The organism is Scytonema sp. PCC 10023 (genome assembly GCF_963920835.1).
Classification (GTDB): Bacteria; Cyanobacteriota; Cyanobacteriia; order Cyanobacteriales; family Nostocaceae; genus Kalymmatonema.
Window position 1 is genome coordinate 126,914 of record NZ_CAWUDP010000007.1, and the last position, 17,883, is coordinate 144,796.

Annotated in this window: 19 protein-coding genes; 11 read left to right on the top strand and 8 right to left on the bottom strand. The window is 43.9% G+C overall.

Features of this window, described 5'->3' with window-relative positions; all coding sequences use genetic code 11:
- Positions 1 to 115: 115 nt before the first annotated feature.
- Positions 116 to 370: a hypothetical protein gene (locus ACM0OZ_RS06675; RefSeq protein WP_414582014.1), complete on the bottom strand. Its 255-nt coding sequence runs from the start codon at positions 368 to 370 to the stop codon at positions 116 to 118.
- 39 nt (positions 371 to 409) lie between these two features.
- Between ACM0OZ_RS06675 and ACM0OZ_RS06680 the strand changes: the two genes are divergently transcribed.
- The 5 genes from ACM0OZ_RS06680 (at position 410) to ACM0OZ_RS06700 (ending at position 4,867) form a co-directional block, all read left to right on the top strand.
- The gene (locus tag ACM0OZ_RS06680; RefSeq protein ID WP_414582015.1) at positions 410 to 598 is read left to right on the top strand and encodes a hypothetical protein; all 189 of its coding nucleotides are present in this window, start codon (positions 410 to 412) and stop codon (positions 596 to 598) included.
- A 643-nt stretch (positions 599 to 1,241) separates the two neighbouring features.
- Positions 1,242 to 2,102 carry an Rpn family recombination-promoting nuclease/putative transposase gene (locus tag ACM0OZ_RS06685; protein WP_414582016.1) on the top strand — a complete coding sequence of 287 codons (861 nt, stop codon included), beginning with the start codon at positions 1,242 to 1,244 and terminating at the stop codon, positions 2,100 to 2,102.
- 257 nt (positions 2,103 to 2,359) lie between these two features.
- The gene (locus tag ACM0OZ_RS06690; protein WP_414582017.1) at positions 2,360 to 3,379 is read left to right on the top strand and encodes an ATP-binding cassette domain-containing protein; all 1,020 of its coding nucleotides are present in this window, start codon (positions 2,360 to 2,362) and stop codon (positions 3,377 to 3,379) included.
- Positions 3,380 to 3,507: 128 nt separating this feature from the next.
- Positions 3,508 to 4,404 carry an ABC transporter permease gene (locus ACM0OZ_RS06695; protein WP_414582018.1) on the top strand — a complete coding sequence of 299 codons (897 nt, stop codon included), beginning with the start codon at positions 3,508 to 3,510 and terminating at the stop codon, positions 4,402 to 4,404.
- A gap of 88 nt (positions 4,405 to 4,492) precedes the next feature.
- Positions 4,493 to 4,867 (top strand): hypothetical protein, encoded by a 375-nt coding sequence (locus ACM0OZ_RS06700; RefSeq protein ID WP_414582020.1) that lies wholly within the window; start codon positions 4,493 to 4,495, stop codon positions 4,865 to 4,867.
- A 141-nt stretch (positions 4,868 to 5,008) separates the two neighbouring features.
- Here ACM0OZ_RS06700 and ACM0OZ_RS06705 read toward each other — a convergent pair whose 3' ends face one another.
- Positions 5,009 to 5,446, bottom strand: a complete 438-nt coding sequence (locus ACM0OZ_RS06705) for a peroxiredoxin (protein WP_414582021.1) — start codon at positions 5,444 to 5,446, stop codon at positions 5,009 to 5,011.
- Between the two features lie 589 nt (positions 5,447 to 6,035).
- On the opposite strand from ACM0OZ_RS06705, the gene ACM0OZ_RS06710 reads away from it, so the two are divergent.
- From ACM0OZ_RS06710 to ACM0OZ_RS06720, 3 genes are all read left to right on the top strand, one after another.
- Positions 6,036 to 6,440: an Npun_F0494 family protein gene (locus tag ACM0OZ_RS06710; RefSeq protein ID WP_414582022.1), complete on the top strand. Its 405-nt coding sequence runs from the start codon at positions 6,036 to 6,038 to the stop codon at positions 6,438 to 6,440.
- Positions 6,441 to 6,669: 229 nt separating this feature from the next.
- Complete coding sequence (cobQ, locus tag ACM0OZ_RS06715) at positions 6,670 to 8,148, top strand: cobyric acid synthase CobQ (protein ID WP_414582023.1); 1,479 nt, start codon at positions 6,670 to 6,672, stop codon at positions 8,146 to 8,148.
- Positions 8,149 to 8,159: 11 nt separating this feature from the next.
- On the top strand, positions 8,160 to 8,399 hold the full coding sequence (locus ACM0OZ_RS06720) for a 2Fe-2S iron-sulfur cluster-binding protein (protein ID WP_414582024.1): 240 nt from the start codon (positions 8,160 to 8,162) through the stop codon (positions 8,397 to 8,399).
- Between the two features lie 238 nt (positions 8,400 to 8,637).
- Here the strand turns inward: ACM0OZ_RS06720 and ACM0OZ_RS06725 are convergent, their stop codons facing one another.
- From ACM0OZ_RS06725 to ACM0OZ_RS06745, 5 genes are all read right to left on the bottom strand, one after another.
- A complete protein-coding gene (locus ACM0OZ_RS06725; RefSeq protein WP_414582025.1) occupies positions 8,638 to 9,090 on the bottom strand; it encodes an SRPBCC family protein in 453 nt (150 codons plus the stop codon).
- A 37-nt stretch (positions 9,091 to 9,127) separates the two neighbouring features.
- Positions 9,128 to 10,567: a 9,9'-di-cis-zeta-carotene desaturase gene (zds, locus tag ACM0OZ_RS06730; RefSeq protein WP_414582026.1), complete on the bottom strand. Its 1,440-nt coding sequence runs from the start codon at positions 10,565 to 10,567 to the stop codon at positions 9,128 to 9,130.
- A gap of 169 nt (positions 10,568 to 10,736) precedes the next feature.
- Positions 10,737 to 10,910, bottom strand: a complete 174-nt coding sequence (locus ACM0OZ_RS06735; protein ID WP_073632391.1) for a CopG family transcriptional regulator — start codon at positions 10,908 to 10,910, stop codon at positions 10,737 to 10,739.
- Positions 10,911 to 11,503: 593 nt separating this feature from the next.
- Entirely contained in the window at positions 11,504 to 11,647 is a 144-nt protein-coding gene (locus tag ACM0OZ_RS06740; RefSeq protein ID WP_414582027.1) for a hypothetical protein, read from the bottom strand.
- 1,749 nt (positions 11,648 to 13,396) lie between these two features.
- The gene (locus ACM0OZ_RS06745; RefSeq protein ID WP_414582028.1) at positions 13,397 to 15,058 is read right to left on the bottom strand and encodes a DUF6930 domain-containing protein; all 1,662 of its coding nucleotides are present in this window, start codon (positions 15,056 to 15,058) and stop codon (positions 13,397 to 13,399) included.
- Positions 15,059 to 15,507: 449 nt separating this feature from the next.
- Here ACM0OZ_RS06745 and ACM0OZ_RS06750 point away from each other — a divergent pair, with 449 nt between their 5' ends.
- From ACM0OZ_RS06750 to ACM0OZ_RS06760, 3 genes are all read left to right on the top strand, one after another.
- Positions 15,508 to 15,867 carry a HesB/IscA family protein gene (locus ACM0OZ_RS06750; protein ID WP_414582029.1) on the top strand — a complete coding sequence of 120 codons (360 nt, stop codon included), beginning with the start codon at positions 15,508 to 15,510 and terminating at the stop codon, positions 15,865 to 15,867.
- Positions 15,868 to 15,932: 65 nt separating this feature from the next.
- On the top strand, positions 15,933 to 16,358 hold the full coding sequence (locus tag ACM0OZ_RS06755) for a tetratricopeptide repeat protein (protein ID WP_073632382.1): 426 nt from the start codon (positions 15,933 to 15,935) through the stop codon (positions 16,356 to 16,358).
- Positions 16,359 to 16,420: 62 nt separating this feature from the next.
- Complete coding sequence (locus ACM0OZ_RS06760; protein WP_414582060.1) at positions 16,421 to 16,672, top strand: hypothetical protein; 252 nt, start codon at positions 16,421 to 16,423, stop codon at positions 16,670 to 16,672.
- 276 nt (positions 16,673 to 16,948) lie between these two features.
- Here ACM0OZ_RS06760 and ACM0OZ_RS06765 read toward each other — a convergent pair whose 3' ends face one another.
- Positions 16,949 to 17,872 carry a TIGR01777 family oxidoreductase gene (locus ACM0OZ_RS06765; RefSeq protein ID WP_414582030.1) on the bottom strand — a complete coding sequence of 308 codons (924 nt, stop codon included), beginning with the start codon at positions 17,870 to 17,872 and terminating at the stop codon, positions 16,949 to 16,951.
- Positions 17,873 to 17,883 lie beyond the last annotated feature (11 nt).

Sequence of the window (17,883 nt, forward strand, 5' to 3'; positions counted from 1 at the left end):
ATACGCGCGTTGCATTCATGACTTACACCTCACCCCGCCCTTACAGACACCTCTGTTCCAAATTGAGAGAGGGGAGGAGGGCATAGGTGTCTAAGGCAAGAACCTTGTCATTACGTTACATCACGGCTTTATGCTTACCACCCCGAAGCTGCTTCACCCCACCCCGGCTTTGGCTAACGCCAAAACCTCCCCTCCCCGATGCCTTGGGGAGGGGATTAAGGGGAGCCAGCGCTGCAGGAGGGTTTCCCGACCCAGGCGACTGGTGAGTCCAGTCCTGAAGGCGGGTTTCCCGCCGTAGGGAACTGGCGAACCCGAAGGGCGTGTGGGGTAAATCAACGTGGAATAAACGTTTTAACGTGATTGTTGACACGTATGGCTTCTAGCCCGTCCTATAAACTGGGCGGGCAAGATGCCCACCCCACTGTTAGGGGATAATTTATTTGTTGGAAATCCCTTAATACTCGTGGCTGAGTCTTCAACACTCATCGCTGAGTCTTCAACACTCGTGGCTGAGTCTTCAACACTCGTGGCTGAGTCTTCAACACTCGTCAGCGAAATTCTGATACTCGTCGCTGAGATTTTAGGGACTTCCAAATAAAAAAATATCCAACTTTTTCTTGTGGGATGGGCATCTTGCCCGTCCTATAAACTGGGGGGATTACATACCATTGGTGTCAACTTAACCCAAAACCCTTCTAAAATCTCGTTTCGGTGGTTCCACCTGGAAATGCCCTTAAAACAGTGAACAGTGAACAGTGAACAGTGAACAACTGATAACTGATAACTGATAACTGATAACTGGTAACTGTTGAAGCGCCTAGCAACGCAAGTAAGGCAGGCAGAGCCTCCCAATAGGCATTCCCAGCCTCAGGCTGGGAACCAGGCAAGGCTGGGAACCAGGCAACGCAAGTAAGGCAGGCAGAGCCTCCCACTAGGCATTCCCAGCCTGAGGCTGGGAACCAGGCAAACCTCCCCTCCCCTTAACAAGGGGAGGGGATTAAGGGGTGGGGTAAATCAACGTGGAATAAACGTTTGAACGTGATTGTTGACACGTATGGCTTCTAGCCCGTCCTATAAACTGGGAAAACCAGATGCCCACCCCACTCTCATTCGATAATTTACTTGTTGAAATATTCTTTACGACCAACTGCGCTGTTCTGAAGCTGAGTTTACCTGCGCACACCTTTTCCATTATTCATAGAATAGCATAAAATCCACATTTTTGTGTAGGCAATTCCCCCTTGAGTTACGACAACACCTGCAAATACCTTGCCGAAAACTACCCAGCCGAATTTGCCAGATGGTTACTCTCATCTGACACCTCAGATATCGAGGTACTGAAAACCGAACTCAACCTAGAACCAATCCGCGCTGATGCAGTCACCTTCCTGCAAATCTCCAACCAAATCCTGCATTTAGAATTTCAAACTTCACCAAAATCCACACCGCCACTCGACTTTCGGATGCTTGATTACTACACAAGATTGAAACGACAATACTGGTGTGACATTGAGCAAGTGTTGATTTTCTTACAAGCCACCTCCTCAGAAATTGTCTTTAACACTCAATATGTGGACAGAAAAACCAGACATGAGTATCGAGTGATTCGTCTGTGGGAGGAAGATCCAACACCCCTGCTAGCTAACCCCGCACTCTTACCACTGGCGACGTTGGCGAGAACCGACTCACCCCAGGACTTGTTAGAACAAGTCGCTGCTGCTGTCGATATGATTGAGGAAAGGGACGAACGACAGAATATATCAGCTTGCGTACAGGTTCTAGCTGGTTTGAGGTTTCCAAAAAATTTGATTACACAGCTATTTAGAGAGGAAGTTATGCAAGAATCTGTGATTTATCAAGACATTTTGCAAAAGGGATTGCAGCAGGGAGAACAAAGAGGTCTACAAAAAGGAGAGGTAGCAGTCATACTGCGTCTTTTAATACGTCGGTTTGGTGCAATTGAACCGGAGATACAACAGCAGATTCAGAGTTTATCCATCACTCAGTTAGACGAGTTAGCTGAGGCGCTATTGGATTTCTCTAGTCCAAGCGATTTACTCAATTACCTGGTGAATATCTCCCCAGCGCAACCTAACCAATAAGATAAAGCGAGTCTTACCCCAATACGCTTGGTGATAAGACCAGAATCCTTATCAGGAACAGAATGTAGAGACGCGCCACCTCTCGTCTCTACACACATGATTTTTTACACATCAACCTTAACTGAACCGTATTGACTCGTACCCAGGCGATCGCCCTTTAAGACGCTGCGTTACTTTGTGCCATCGCCACGCCTAACACCACTCAACTACAATAAAGATAGACTTTGTTGAGATTTGTATAGTTAGGATAAACTATCATGGCTGCCGCCGTTTTAATTGAAAATTTAAAAAAGCGCTACGGCACGGTTGAAGCCGTGAAGGATGTTTCCTTCAAGGTAGAATCAGGGGAAATCTTTGGTTTACTTGGTCCCAATGGAGCGGGAAAAACCACTACCCTGCGTTCTTTGTGTACTCTGACCACACCGGATGCGGGTAAAATAGAAGTATCTGGCATATCTGTCATTAATAACCCTAGGGCAGCAAGAAAACGGCTAGGTTATGTCGCCCAGGAAGTGGCTCCAGATAAAGTACTGACTGGACGCGAACTCTTGCAACTGCAAGCAGCACTTTATCACTTACCTGGCGCAGTGGCAAAACAACGAGTGAACACCATGTTGGAGTTACTCGGGTTGCAGGAATATGCTGATAAAAAGACTGGCACTTATTCTGGTGGCTTACGCAAGCGCCTAGACTTGGCAGCGGGATTACTTCATGCACCAGATGTCTTGGTTTTGGATGAGCCAACGGTAGGACTTGACATAGAAAGCCGTTTCGTGGTATGGGATTTCTTGCGGAAGTTGCGAGAAGCTGGAACAACGGTAGTGATTACCAGCCATTATTTAGAAGAAATAGACGCTTTGGCTGATAGGGTGGCGATAATTGACCGTGGAGTTGTGATTGCCAGTGGGACACCTTCTCAGTTGAAAGATAAAGTGGGGGGCGATCGCATCACTTTACGAATCCGCGAGTTTTCACCCGTTGAGGAAGCCGAGAAAGCCAAAGATTTGCTGAAATCTTTGTCGTTTGTTCAAGAAGTGATTATTAATAACGCTCAAGGAAATTCCCTCAACTTGGTAGTCACTCCGCAAAATGATGCTTTAATTACCATCCAACAATCGCTGAATTCCGCTGGTTTACCGATTTTTGGTATTGCCCAATCTCGACCGAGTTTAGATGATGTTTACCTAGCGGCGACGGGACGAACTTTGATGGATGCGGAACTCGCGGCGGCTGGAAGTCGTGATCCCAAGGCTGAGAAGAAACAAAATATGAGATAGATACTAGGACATGGGTTCGTAGTGAGCGCTTAAGCGCTTACTACAAGCCCAATTTACAACTAACAAATCTACAGACGCGCTCTCATGAAAGTGTCTCTACAACTAACAACTAACAACTAACAACTACTATGAGTGGTACTGTTTTTCCTCCAAAATCGGATATCAATTGGCAGCAAGTTGCATCACCTCAAGCTTATGATGAGGCTGCTCCCAACGTATTTGGTGAATTTGTGCAAGAGACGTTAGCCTTGACTCGTCGCTTGTTTATTCAATTGCAGCGGCGTCCCTCAACGTTAATTGCGGGTATTATTCAGCCGGTGATGTGGTTGGTGCTGTTTGGCGCTTTGTTTCAAAATGCACCGAAAGGCATATTTGGTGACACCACAAATTATGGGCAATTTCTGGGCGCAGGTATAATTGTTTTTACTGCATTTGGTGGGGCGCTGAATGCTGGCTTACCCGTGATGTTTGACCGAGAATTCGGCTTTTTGAATCGTTTGCTGGTAGCGCCACTAGCATCGCGGTTTTCGATAGTTTTCGCTTCGGCAATCTTTATTATCAGTCAAAGTTTGGTGCAAGCAGCCGTCATTGTGACAGCAGCAGCGTTTTTAGGGGCTGGTTTACCAGATGCAGCAGGTTTGGCAACAATAGCTTTAATTGTCTTCCTCTTGGCATTAGGTGTAACTGCGATTAGCCTTGGTTTGGCTTTTGCTTTGCCTGGACACATCGAACTCATTGCGGTTATTTTTGTCAGTAACCTGCCATTGTTGTTTGCCAGCACTGCTTTGGCTCCTTTATCCTTCATGCCGAAATGGTTGCAGATTGTCGCTACCCTCAATCCGCTTAGCTACGCCATTGAACCAATTCGCTATTTGTATTTTCACAAAGATTGGGGATTAAATAGCGTGGTGATGCACGCCTTTTGGGGTGATGTTACCTTTGGCAGTGCGTTGCTGGTGTTGCTTGGCTTCGCTCTTGTAGCATTGTTGAGTATTCAACCCCAACTGCGGCGGACTCTTGCTTAAGATCAAAGCATTACTTATTTTAAGGTAAAAACTCATCCGCACTCCCACATCTTGAGGGTGTGCGTTTTCAAAATTCTTGGAGGTTTTTATGAAAATACCTTTTTTACCGCTTAAGCAACTATTTGCACTCACCTTTGCAGGAATGAGCTTTGCTTCGTTAGTATTGCCTCAACCCAGCTTAGCTCAATCTAATTCCAGAAATATTCTGCAAGACCTCAATCCACAACAGACTGATGATCCATTATCGCCTCGCAGCGATGAGGTGAGTAATTTCGGTATGTTTAATTTATTGCATCGCCTTCAACAGGGAAATACGGTTTGGAATGCAAATGAACAGAACCAACAATTGAATGACGCCGCAGCTCAGTTCAGAGCAAAGCAACAACAATTGCTTCAGCAGCAAACTCAACAGCAGCCAAACCAACCAGGCTTTCAGGTGACTACGCCTCAGACGGGTAAGTGATTAGACAAGGGGACGAGGAGGAAGATGAGGAAGATGAGGGGGATGAGGAAGATGAGGGAGAGAGCCTTAATTTTGAATTTTGAATTTTGAATTGATTTGTCCCCCTGTCCCATCTGTTTACCCCTTATCCCCTTATCTTGTCTACAGCCCCAATGCAGCTAAAACATCACTAGCATGGGTAGATGTGTTGACACTAGAGTCAACCTGGATTATTTTGCCGTTACCATCAATCACGTAGGTAACGCGCTTGGCATATCCACCACCATCAACATCGTATGCTTGAATCAAGCTTTTATCGGTGTCAGCCAGTAGCGGAAAATTGAGATTATATTTTTGGGCAAATGCTTGGTGGGAGACTTCATCATCTGCGCTGACTCCCAATATGACTATATCTTTGCTCTTGTATTGGTCAATAGCGTCCCGAAAGCTACAAGCTTGTTTGGTACAGCCTGGTGTGTCATCTTTGGGGTAGAAATACAAAACTACCGTTTTCCCCTTAAAATCAGATAACGAGACAGTGTTGCCGTTGGTGTCTTTGACGGTAAATGTAGGTGCATCACTACCAACTGCTAGTGCCATAGTTTTAGTATCTCTCGTATACAAGGTTAGCTACAGGGCAAGTCATGTTAATAACATGGTTCAACTTTCCCTGACGAGTGCTATTGTATCAAAGTTTGTGTATTTTTTTTAAGTGGCGTCTACTACAGGTATTCCATAAGGGATTTCCAAGAAATAAATTATTCATCTTGTGGGGGAGCCAGCGCTGCAGGAGGGTTTCCCTCCGTAGGCGACTGGCGTTGGGCGTCCCCGCCCGCCCTTGATCTGAACGGGCGTCTCGCCCGTTCCACAAGAGATTTTTGGATACTTTTTTATTTGGAAGTCCCTAAGAGTGAGAATTCAGCTTGGAACTGCATTTATCTATAAAGAAAGCGATAAAGTTTCACAAATATTGAAATGTTCTCCGGTTCGTTGAACGCAGTCGCGCTTGTACTAGTGATTCATCTCCTAGCCGCACGCGAATTACCAAGCCGTTGTTAGTCAAAAGGTTGTCTGTTGCTGATAGGAGATAATAGGTAATATGTAAAGATTTGTAGAATTAGGTATCTCCTGCTACAATTTACTAACAGTAGATATCTCTCTTTAGAAAAAATTTATCAAGAGAGCCATAATGCCTGTTGTCGATTCTCAAAGCCAGAAAACCTTTGCTTACGCCCAGCCTACGCTAAAACGAGCTCAAAGAGCGCTGGTGTGTTCTCCCTTCAATCTTGGTTTGTTTGAAGCGATGCGCTCACGCCGTGTAGCGTTAAGTGAGATGATTGGTCATTCTGGTGTCCAAAAAAACTTCACAAAACGACCTCTGTCAGAATTGACAGCAGATAATGCTTTGGTGTGGCTGATCCAAGTAGGTGTACTGCGGCGCGAAGTTGATGGTCAGGGTATTACAGACAGTTTTCGGCTGACTCCCCTGGGTCGCCAGTTGGTGGAACAATTTCAGGGTAAACCTTGGGGTAGTCCCACATGGGGCGATCGCTTTTACAATGCTGTCATTCGTTGGTTTCGACTACCCTTTTAGGATTAAGGGTCAACAAGAGTTAAGAGTGGGGAATCAAAGGGAACAATAAACACGGAAGTTTCAACTCAATTCATGAAGGAAGTCTTGATCATACGTATCCGACTTCATTGGTGAAATCTTGGGTTTTTAGTCATAAGTCCAAAAATTTGTGACTCATGGCTAATGTCTCATAAATCACCCTTAACTCCTTAGGCTAATACACCCAATCTGGAAACACAGATATTTGGTTATGAAAGCAATTATGATAGTGGGAACGACATCCCATGCCGGGAAATCACTGTTAACCGCAGCTATTTGTCGGATTTTATCGCGCCGTGGCTGGCGAGTGGCTCCCTTCAAAGGTCAAAATATGGCTTTAAATGCTTATGTTACCGCCAATGGTGGGGAAATTGGCTACGCTCAGGCGGTACAAGCTTGGGCTGCGGGAGTTGTTCCTTGGGTAGAAATGAACCCAATTTTACTTAAACCTCAAGGAGATATGACCTCGCAAGTCATAATCAAGGGAAAGCCTGTAGGCAAAGTCAGTGCTGCAGAATACTACGAACAATATTTTGACCTAGGGTGGCGGGCAATTGAAGAATCACTACAGCATTTGAGCACAGAATTTGATTTATTGGTTTGCGAAGGTGCTGGGAGTCCTGCGGAAATTAACCTTAAACACCGAGATTTGACGAATATGCGGGTGGCAAAACACCTGAATGCAACAACTATACTGGTTGTTGATATTGACAGAGGTGGTGCTTTTGCCCATGTGGTGGGAACTTTGGAGTTACTGGAGCCAGAGGAACGCGCTTTAATTCGGGGTATAGTCATTAACAAGTTCCGTGGACAGCGATCGCTCTTAGAACCGGGAATAAAATGGTTGGAAGAACGCATTGGTATTCCTGTTATCGGTGTTATCCCTTACTTGGAACAGGTCTATCCCGCTGAAGATTCTCTTGACTTGTTGGAACGTAGAGTCCAAAAATTACAAACTGAACTTAACATCGCTGTTATCCGCTTACCGAGAATCTCTAACTTTACCGACTTTGACCCACTAGAATCAGAACCTACAGTCGGAGTGAGATACTTAAGTCCTAAGCAAGAATTGGGACATCCTGATGCCGTGATTATCCCAGGGACAAAGACCACAATTCCTGACTTGTTGCTACTGCAAAAAAGTGGTATGGCAGAAGCAATTCAGCACTATGCAGCAGCTGGTGGTACAGTTTTGGGTATCTGTGGTGGGTATCAAATATTAGGTCAGATGATAGCCGATCCAGAGGGAATTGAGGGACAAGCTGGCAGATATCAAGGACTGGGGTTATTACCGATAAAAACTGTGATCACAGGACAGAAAATTGCCCGTCAGCGCCAAGTCAGCTCGAATTATCCGCAAATGGGCTTACCCGTGATTGGGTTTGAAATCCACCAAGGGCGATCGCGGATAGAAATTCCCACAACAGAGTCCCAGAACTACCATACTCTGTTTGATGATGCTAATTTAGGTTTGGTGGATAATTGCTTATCAGTTTGGGGTACTTATCTCCACGGTATTTTTGACAACGGTCCTTGGAGACGTGCTTGGTTAAATCGCTTGCGTCAACAGCGAGGTTTGAAATCTTTGCCTACGGGCGTTGCCAATTACCGGGAACAAAGAGAGCATATTTTAGACTCTCTTGCAACTGAAGTTGAACGCCATTTAGACTTAACACCGTTTTTGTCTTGAGGATGGTTTTCATGAATGTTCGCGTCCGGTTTCTACCAGATGATATTACAGTTGATGCCGAAGTGGGAGAACCACTGCTGGATGTAGCAGATCGGGCTGGCGTATTTATTCCCACTGGCTGTCTGATGGGGTCGTGTTACGCTTGCAGTGTGGAAGTGGAGGATGGAGATACCATCCGCGCTTGTATTGCGGCTGTACCACCCGGACGCGAACAGTTGACGATAAATTTGTTTTCAGATCCAACCTGGTGATTTTTCAACGGGGCGGGGTTTCCCCCCTATTTAGGTAGAGTAAGAGTTTCTAGAGTGGCGAAAGCGCCTTGTTGATCGATAATATCGGTCAGATTGAGCATGACGTTTTGACTATTTAGACAGATAAAGTGCGAGTACGCAGAAATCAGCCCCTTGTGCTTTGAGTCTTCTAATTGATTTCACTCAGCACAAGGGGCAAATTATGCACAAACTTAAATTTTTTGAGTTTTAAATATGGCTACTGGGGTGAAGCCGTTTTTGCCTTAAGAGCGTATTCCCTAAACCGTTCCAAATCTGCTTTAATAGTTGATTCCACCGCCCTTCCCAAAAATAAATTATCCATAATTTTCCCTAGAATACCAGGGATAGCGTAGGCAACGCTAAGTTTAACAATACTACTGCCGTGGCGGTCATAAAAACGCACTGCTCCCTGATTTGGCAAACCATCCACCGATTCCCACTGGATGATTTGGTTCGGGACAACTTTGAGAATGCGAGATTTCCAAGTAAACTCCAAACCGCCAGTATTGAGCTTCCACAAAGATATCTCAGGATTATCCTTTGGAACCGTCACTGAATCAATCCACTTCATCCACCGAGGCATTTGCTCCAAATCAGCCCAGAGGCTCCATACTAACTCTATAGGAGCCTCTACCTCAACCTGTACACTATGCTCCAACCAATCAGCCATATCTGTTATTCCTTGGCGTCCTTAGCGCCTTGGCGGTTCATTTCTTTAGATTCTCCAAAATCACCTTCGCCGCACGCCTTCCCGAAATTGTTGCCCCCTCCATACTATCGATGTAATCCTGCTGGGTATAACTACCTGCTAGGAAGAAATTAGAAATTGGCGTCTTTTGCTGAGGACGATAAATATCCACTCCTGGTGCTTCTCTGTACAGAGACTGAGCAAGTTTTACCACACTATACCAAGTCATGTTTAGCTCCCGCGAAGAGGGGAACAACTCATGCACTTGCTTGAGGACGTGTTGGGCGATCGCCTCATTACTTTGCTTAATAAACGGATCACCTGGTGTCAACACCGCCTGTAATAGTGAACCTTGTCCTTCCCTGTAATAATCCCCAGGGCTTGTCAATGCCAAATCAGAAAAACAGGAAAAGTCAGCATCAGCAGTATAAAGCAAATTATCAATTCCTGCTGCATGATTGAGTTGTTTGCGCTCTTCGGCATCACGCAGTTCCGTGACCCAGCCATCAAACCGCAACTGTACTGTTGCTACTGGCACACATTCCAATTTATATATATTCTCAAACTCCGACCACTTGCGCCATTCTTGAGGTAACAAACGCTGAATTCCTGGAACATCACAAGCAGCGACATAGGCATCAGCTGTGATCACTTCTTCTGTATTACCATCAGCCACTACCATTCCAGTAACACGTGTTTGGTCTGCCTCCTCAGTAAACTGTATTTCTCGCACTCTGCGACGAGTGTAAACTTTTGTCCCCCTAGCTTCAAGATACTCCAAGATAGGCTTGTGCAGGTACTCATAAGGGGAACCTTCCAGCATTCGCAGCTTCGACGCTTCGGTTCTCACCGCGAATAACTGAAAGACTGTTAGCATACAACGGGCAGAAATATGTTCGCAATCGATAAAACCGAGGGCGTAGGCGATGGGGTTCCACATCCGCTTGATGCTACCATTATTACCCCCATGACTGCGAAACCAATCGGCAAAGCTGACTTTATCCAAGTCACGAATATTTTTCATCGCGCCCTCAAAGTCTACTAAGCCGCGTACTATCGGGCTGGTTCCTAATGCCACTGCATTTTGCAACTTATCCAGCAACGAAAGTTGGGAAGCGGTGAAAAATGCTTTTAATCCATTAAAAGGCGCACCCATGATGAAGCGAAAATCCAAAGCACCAACTTTTCCCCCCTTATTAATGAAGGTGTGGATATGTTCCTTGGGGCGCAGGTTGTCCAACGCCCCCACTTTCTTCATCAATTCCAACATCTGGTAGTAGTTGCCAAAGAAGACGTGCAACCCCATTTCAATGTGGTTTCCATCGCCATCAACCCAGCTGCCCACTTTCCCACCCACAAATGGACGGGACTCAAAAATGTGGACTTCACAGCCAGAATCCGATAAATCGACAGCGGTTACTAGCCCAGCCAGTCCCGCACCTACGATTGCAACGCGCATTCCGTCCTTCCTTTTCAGTTTCATTACAAATTGTAACTGGGTTGGTGTCGGAATTTGCCACTTATATCAAGTTATGTGTGAGGAGGTCATAGCATAGTCAGTCGTTGTTAGTCGGTCGTCAAAAACCTTTGGATTGTTGACTTGAGACTCTCAACTCTAGACTGTCTCCTTAGCGACTTGCTTCTTTAGCCTCTTCGGAGGAGAGTGGCAGTCCTCGGATCAGTTCCCGGATGACATCCGTTGCTGGTCTACCCGTCTGCCCACAATACTTTTCCAGTTTTTCCGCCTCCTGTGCTGCTAAATTCACAGTGATACGTTTTACAGCCCATTTCTTATTTGTCATTTGATTGTACTATCTGCTGGTTGTTAACATCATCAAAAGAAACTAACTAGAGATGAAAAGGATAAGATTATCAGAGTTTTTGTCAGGAAACAAGTGATTTGGTTAATCCCAAAAAATTGTTCAATTTTGATAAAGTATGCTTTATTTTCCAATAAAGTCTAAATACAGAACTCCTTTAATAGCTCTTGTGACAGGAAAAATAGCGCACACTCGTTGCTAAGAGATTAAACTCAGCAACAAGATGAATAAAGCCTGACTATGAATTTTATAAACTTAGTTGAGATATCTTCTGTCAACCAAATAACGAATTTTAATGTTGGTAGTTACAAGAGCATTTAACTTTGTTTACAGCCCAAGTTAACCAAACACTCCAGTCATAAAATCATAATCTTACTTGGCACCTACCTTTTATCCACCTTCCAGTGGCATCTACAGGTGGTTTCCAAAGACTTTAAATTAGGCACAAACAAGCAACTGCTCCCAAGACGAAATCTGTTTTGTGAACATTTGGCTGGTGCGATGAAAGTGCCACAAAGTTGATAATTTTGGGCTCAAAACTTGTGCATTTTTTTCTTATCGCCCCCACTTCTACACTATTCCATGTTTGGCAACTCATTGGCAGCCACCTGAATAGCTAGGAGTTCCAACCCTTGTTCATAAGGGATTTCACCTTCAAAAGCTAGTGTCATCACCCAAGAAAAGAGGTTAGAAGCACTTTGCCAGGTGTAGATATCCAAAGCTGTCTGGGAATTCTAAGAATACACTGCAATCTCCCACAGATTTATGACCTATGGATTCATACAATGTCGCTGAGCTTCGACGGATAGCATAGCTTTAGTTTTGTTCCAGACTTTTTTATTAACATTCCGTAATATTTAGATTAATCTACGGGTTGTTTTTTCTCACCTTGCTTGTAGTGCTAGCTTGGTTAAATTTAGGCTACAGTTCGTTTCTATCTCCAGAGCATCAATTTGGAGATTCTGTAAATAGCATTGAAACCACAGCAGCTTTAACATCCAACACTATCATTGTTTACTTTGTTTTTTTAGTGGTTGCTTTTATCAACTCAAACGTTTTGTAACAACTTTAATTTTTTGCCATAATACTGCATTAATGAAACATTTGACTGATTACATTGTATATCCTTATCTAAAGAATTTTTAGTTTTTACTCATTTTTTATCATTTTTACAAAAAACATGAATTTTGCTTCATTTGAAAAATATTTTAAAGCGCTCATAAAAAATTGAAAATCTTTTTTAAAGATTTCAAAAAAATAAAATTACAAAAAATTCATGTTTAGCAATATTTTCAACTGACATGAAATTTGTAAATGAGTTCGAGGTAATGAGGTAATGTATTGTCATCTCAATTAGAGTTAGTGATTACTGACTAACTGGTCACAGATGCAATTTGCATTTATCAGCAGATATTAATCGTTGCACAGAAGCCCAAGAAGAGATAGGAACAGGGATAGGAAGAAAAGAGAATTTTGAAGAAATTTCGTGATATCTGGTATTCATGTGACTTTTAGTCTCCATCAGCCTTAGCCCAAAAATCTGGAATCTCTCAATTCTATTGTGCTAACTTTAAGGAAAGTTGAACATCAGCCTGTATCACTCTTAGAGTATCAATATTGATTTGCGTATTACGTACTTAGCCTGCACTAGTACTGACTACAAAGACAAATCCACTACGAATACACTAAAGTTTTACTAACAAAATTTAAAGTGCTGCTGATAATGTTTTTTTTCCAGATTTGAGCTAAATAATGCTCTGACAGCACATGGCTCTTTTATCTGTTTTATAACTTTAAAAGTTTCAAAACTCAAAAATAAATTTTTTGTTTAGTTTTTTTAAAATAAACACTTTAAAAGTAAAACAACAGTATATAGCCCCAAGCAGCAGTATTATGGCTTACACAATGGGATTATCTACTTAGACTGAGTTAGGGATATAGGGCAATACGGTTCGTTTAAGGGGCTAACGGGAAAGGTGAAAGGGAAAAAAATAAGTTTTTCGCCCTTTCCCCCTTAACCTTTTACCTTTAACCAAAGGCTATTGGGGATGTATTAAACAAGATTGCATAAGTCCCAAGAACCCCACCCTAACCCTCCCCGTAAACAGGGAGGAAACAAGATTTTTATTGCTTCCCCCCGCTTGCGGGGGGACTCTTGAGGGGTGCTTCTTTTTAATGAATGCAAGAGATCTATTGATGCTTTTTCCCTAACCTCTACACCCTTCCAACACTGCTACAGCAGAATTCAGGAGTCAGGAGTCAGGAGTCAGAAGTAAACTTGGCTCTATATCTGGCTTTTGAGTTGAAAACCTGTACCTCATGAACTTGCAATCTGCTGTAATTTTTTGTTTCACGGACTTTATTCTGCCACCCATCATAAATTTGGACTGGGCGAAATGCCCAGTCCAAAAAACATATATTGAATTTAAAAGAGAATGAGCATAGAGAATATGCTTTTGCCTAGACGCTTATTCAAATTGGAGTTGGGGCATCAGTTGGAGAGTGCCAATGCCTAAATCGTTGGGAGAAAGGAACCGCGCTTCAAATAAAGCCATCATATCTCGTAACTGGGGATTACCACGAGAAGCCCCTGTCAATCCTTTGGCAATGATCAAGCCACAGTATCCTTTGGTATTTTTACACCGCTGATTCCATTTTTTGCGGGCTTCTACGTGTATTGGATCGTCATCTTCAAACTCACCGAACAGGAACAATTCGCCGTTTTCAGTTTGTAACAAACCTAAGTCGTAGCCCTTGCCATCAAAAGGATCAGCACCTGGATTAAAACAAATTGCTTTGAGTCCTCCAGCTTCTTCGATATTTGAAATCACAGTTTTCGCTTTAGGACGGGAAGTTTGAATTAAAATCACGGGCAAACCATCCCCTGCTTGTGTGATTTCTCCTGTTTTGTGATATTTTGCACCTTGATGCAAGTACTCCAACATCTCCCACGACACGACTCCTAAGCTGAGGAATGAGTCTTCTGGTATCAAATCATCTCGTAATGACTGGAACATTGGTGTCGATTCTGACTCCATGTCATCATCCTCGACGTCAAAACCTCCTATTTCCTCTAACTCGGCGGCTAACTGCGGCATGGAACAGACAGTTACAGGCAGTGATTTTGTTGGTTCATCCGATGACTCGGGTAACGGAATGCGATACCGACGACTGAGGGTAGGGAAGGTGTCATCACTAAGCTGACGGCGGTGATCGCGGATAAAGCGATTTAGGCTTTCTAATGCCACCAAGACTACAAGTGCTTCTTCGTCATATAAAACAGACCGCAGTCCTTCTAAAGGATGGATGTTACCGAAGGTGGGTTCTATTTCCGATAACGGCAAATCCGCTAAATCGCCGAATTCTTCATCATCATCTTCGTCATCATCTTCGTCAATGTCGTCAGCACTCTCAAACGTCAGAAACAGGCAGTCTTGTTTAAGGAAAGCTTCTTCTAAATGCCCTTGTGATTCGTCTTCTGTTAAAACTGTTGCGCGAAAGCGCTTCAACGACTCTTCTGAACGATACAACAAAATGCCATACTCCATCCCCAGCATTCCCATAACTGAGGCGTAGAGTGTACCAACATCCCATTTATTAATTTCTATGGACAAGATTTGCTGTTCTTCTAATAATTCCCAAGGCGCTGCTTGCCAAATTGCAAATGCTTTTTCTCGCAGCGCTTGTGCATACTGTGGGGGCAAATCAGGAACTTGGCTATCCAAGATGTCGGTAAACCCACGAAACAGTTCATCAATCAAAGGCAGTTCTGGTACATAGTCAATCGCAATGTCCAAATCCTGTAGGACTCCGCGCAGGTAAAATTGGATTTCGCGGTCTTTGACTACAATTCTTTGAGGACGAGCAGGTTTTGCTGGACTGTGAGGATGCTCCATTGCTCGCATGAGGGTACGAACAATTGCTTCTGGACCAGTTTCTGCTGCGACTACGTCCATACCCCGGACAATGCCTTGTGAGCCATCTACCCAAAGAATGCATTCGCCCTTTGCCTCTAAGTCTGAATTGTGAGTTTGTGATGACGACAATGGACGGCGATCGCCCTCCCATACAGAAGGAATTTGGGTTAATTTCTTCAGCCGACGACTGGTAGAGCGATTAAAACTTGTCATAGAGGTAAGTTAATCAAAACAAGCTATATAGAATTAAACTTTCAACTTGGGCTTACGCCTCGGATCAAAACTCTCTGGCTGTTTGTGAACAGTGGTTGCTGGTGGTGGCTACCACAAGGCTTGAACTTCAAAATATCGAATCTCTAAATACATTGAATCTCTCAATTCTAGAATAAAAATCTTTGTGTGCTTTTGACGCAGTGTTTACAATTTGCATTCCTGCGGCATTAATATCGCTAGAATGGATACAAAAACCTTTACAGCCACCAACCGGTAAGCTTGGTGTTGAAACTAGAGTGCTTGCCCCCACAGAGCCATGCTCACACCAGAGGCATACCATTTGACTTTAAGGTTGATATATACAGGCAAGCAGTTCTTGAGCAACACAGGCAAGGGGAGTTAATTGTATCAAAATTTTTGTGAAACGGTATAAGGAGTAAAAACAGCAGATGACACAAGCAACTCAGTCTCAACAACGGGGAATTCAATTGAGCGAAGCCGCATTGCGTCAGGTGAAATTCTTGCAAGATCAGCAAGGCGGCAAAGACCTATGCTTACGGGTTGGAGTGCGTCAAGGTGGCTGTTCCGGAATGTCTTACTTGATGGATTTTGAAGACCCCAGCAAGATTACTTCTCAAGATGAAGTTTTTGATTATGATGGCTTCAAAATTGTTTGCGATCGCAAAAGTTTATTATATCTGTATGGTTTAATGCTAGATTATAGCAACTCTATGATTGGCGGTGGTTTCCAATTCACTAACCCTAACGCCAGCCAAACCTGCGGTTGCGGTAAGTCGTTTGGTGTGTAATATAGTCATTTGTCCTTTGTCATTTGACGAAGGGCTGGTGACTGATGACTAATGACTCATGACTCATGACTAATACAGTTGACTCTCTGTTTGATACAGGTTTAGAACGTTATAAAGCCGGAGAAGAAGCTTCAACTCTTATTCCTGTGTTTAAGGATCTGTGCGATCGCGCTCCCAGAAGTAGTCCTGCTTGGACTTGTCTAGCGTGGTTGTATTTACTAGATGACAAACCCAACCTTGCTTACAAGGCTGCACAGAAGGCGGTAAAGCTCAATCCACAAGATGCCCAAGCACGGGTGAATCTTGCTGTTGCCATGCTGGAAACAGGTCAAAAAGGTTTGCGACAACACGTTGACTTTGCACAACAGTTGATTTTTGTCAACCCAGACTGGCGAGAAGAAGTCAAAAATAGCATTGAAGACGGTTTCAACAGAAAACCAGATTGGCAGAGTTTGGCAAAAGTCAAAAACTGGCTGTTTCCCGAGGAATAATTGCTAAACAGTCCCACATCTACAGTCAATAGTCTAAAACTATTGACTGATAATTAATGACTATGAAAGATAAGTTTTTAAGCTGGCTAAACTTGGTTTTAGTGGCAGATGTGTTCCTAGTTTTGTTTGGTTTTGGGTGGTTGGCGGTTGCTGCTATTGGTGAAGCAGTTGGAGTCCCACTGGGCTTAGATTTGTGGCACAGCCTTTGGCAACCTGTATTTAACCCGGCTATTGGCATCCTTATGGCTGGTGCCATCATCAGTGGCATTGTTAATTGGGTTTCTCAGAAATTCCTCAAAACTGGGAATGAATAATTGATCTTGGTAGGGACTGGGAATTCGGCGTTGCTGATTTGAAGTATGAATCCAAGTGTAGAGACGTACCATGGTACGTCTGGTACAAGGGTTTGGAATCACACGACATCTTTTTCATACATGGATTCAGCAACGCCGGGAATTCTCTAGTGCAAGGAGTCACAAGTCAGCAACCAAAAGAGAAAAATACTTACACAATCAAGGTTTTTACTTATTCCCAACTGTGTAGTGATTTGTGCCTGACTGTACTACTTCCTAGTCCCTAATCGCTAATCCCTAGGATTTGAGAATTTTTACCAGTGCTGGTTCCAAATTGGGATACTTGTACTTAAATCCACTTTCTAAAGTGCGTTTGGGAACGACTTGTTGACCTTCCAGAACGACCATTGCCCCGTCCCCTAAAAGGGCTTCGAGAGCAAATGCCGGAACAGGTAACCAAGAAGGACGATTCATGACTTTTCCCATAGTTTGGGTCAATTGAGCCATTCGGACAGGATGAGGGGCAGTGGCGTTATATACTCCTTGCATTTCCGGTTTCGTTAAAGCTAGAAAAATCAGGTTAACGACATCATCTAAGTCAATCCATGAGAACCATTGCTGACCACTACCCAAGGGACCACCAGCGAAGAGTTTGAACGGTGTAATCATTTTACCCAAAGCACCACCGTTACCCAAAACAATTCCCAATCGCACAATGACGAGTCGCACGCCAGCATCTGTTACCTTTGTTGCTTCTGCTTCCCAGGCTTGACAAACTTGGGCAAGAAAATCGTGACCGGGTGAACTGGTTTCATCAAAGGTAGCCGTTTCACTCGTACCGTAGTAGCCAATAGCCGAAGCGTTAACTAACACACTAGGCTTGGGGTAAGCGTTGGCAATCGCGTCCACAATGTTTTGTGTAGCCAGTTTACGGCTATTTAAAATTTCCTGTTTGCGTTCAGGTGTCCAACGTCCTTCAGCAATAGATTCGCCTGCAAGATTAACGACACCATCACAACCAGAGATGGCACTTTGCCAACCTCCCGATGCTGTTGGTGTATAGGCAACAATTTCCACATTGGGAAAAGCCGTAGGTGGAAAAACCTTTTGGGCATAAGTGGTGTTACGACTTAACACTAGCACTCTTATACCCTCGACCTGTAGTCGTTCCACCAAACGACTACCTACAAATCCTGTTGCTCCAGCAATTGCTACTTTCATAATCAACCTCC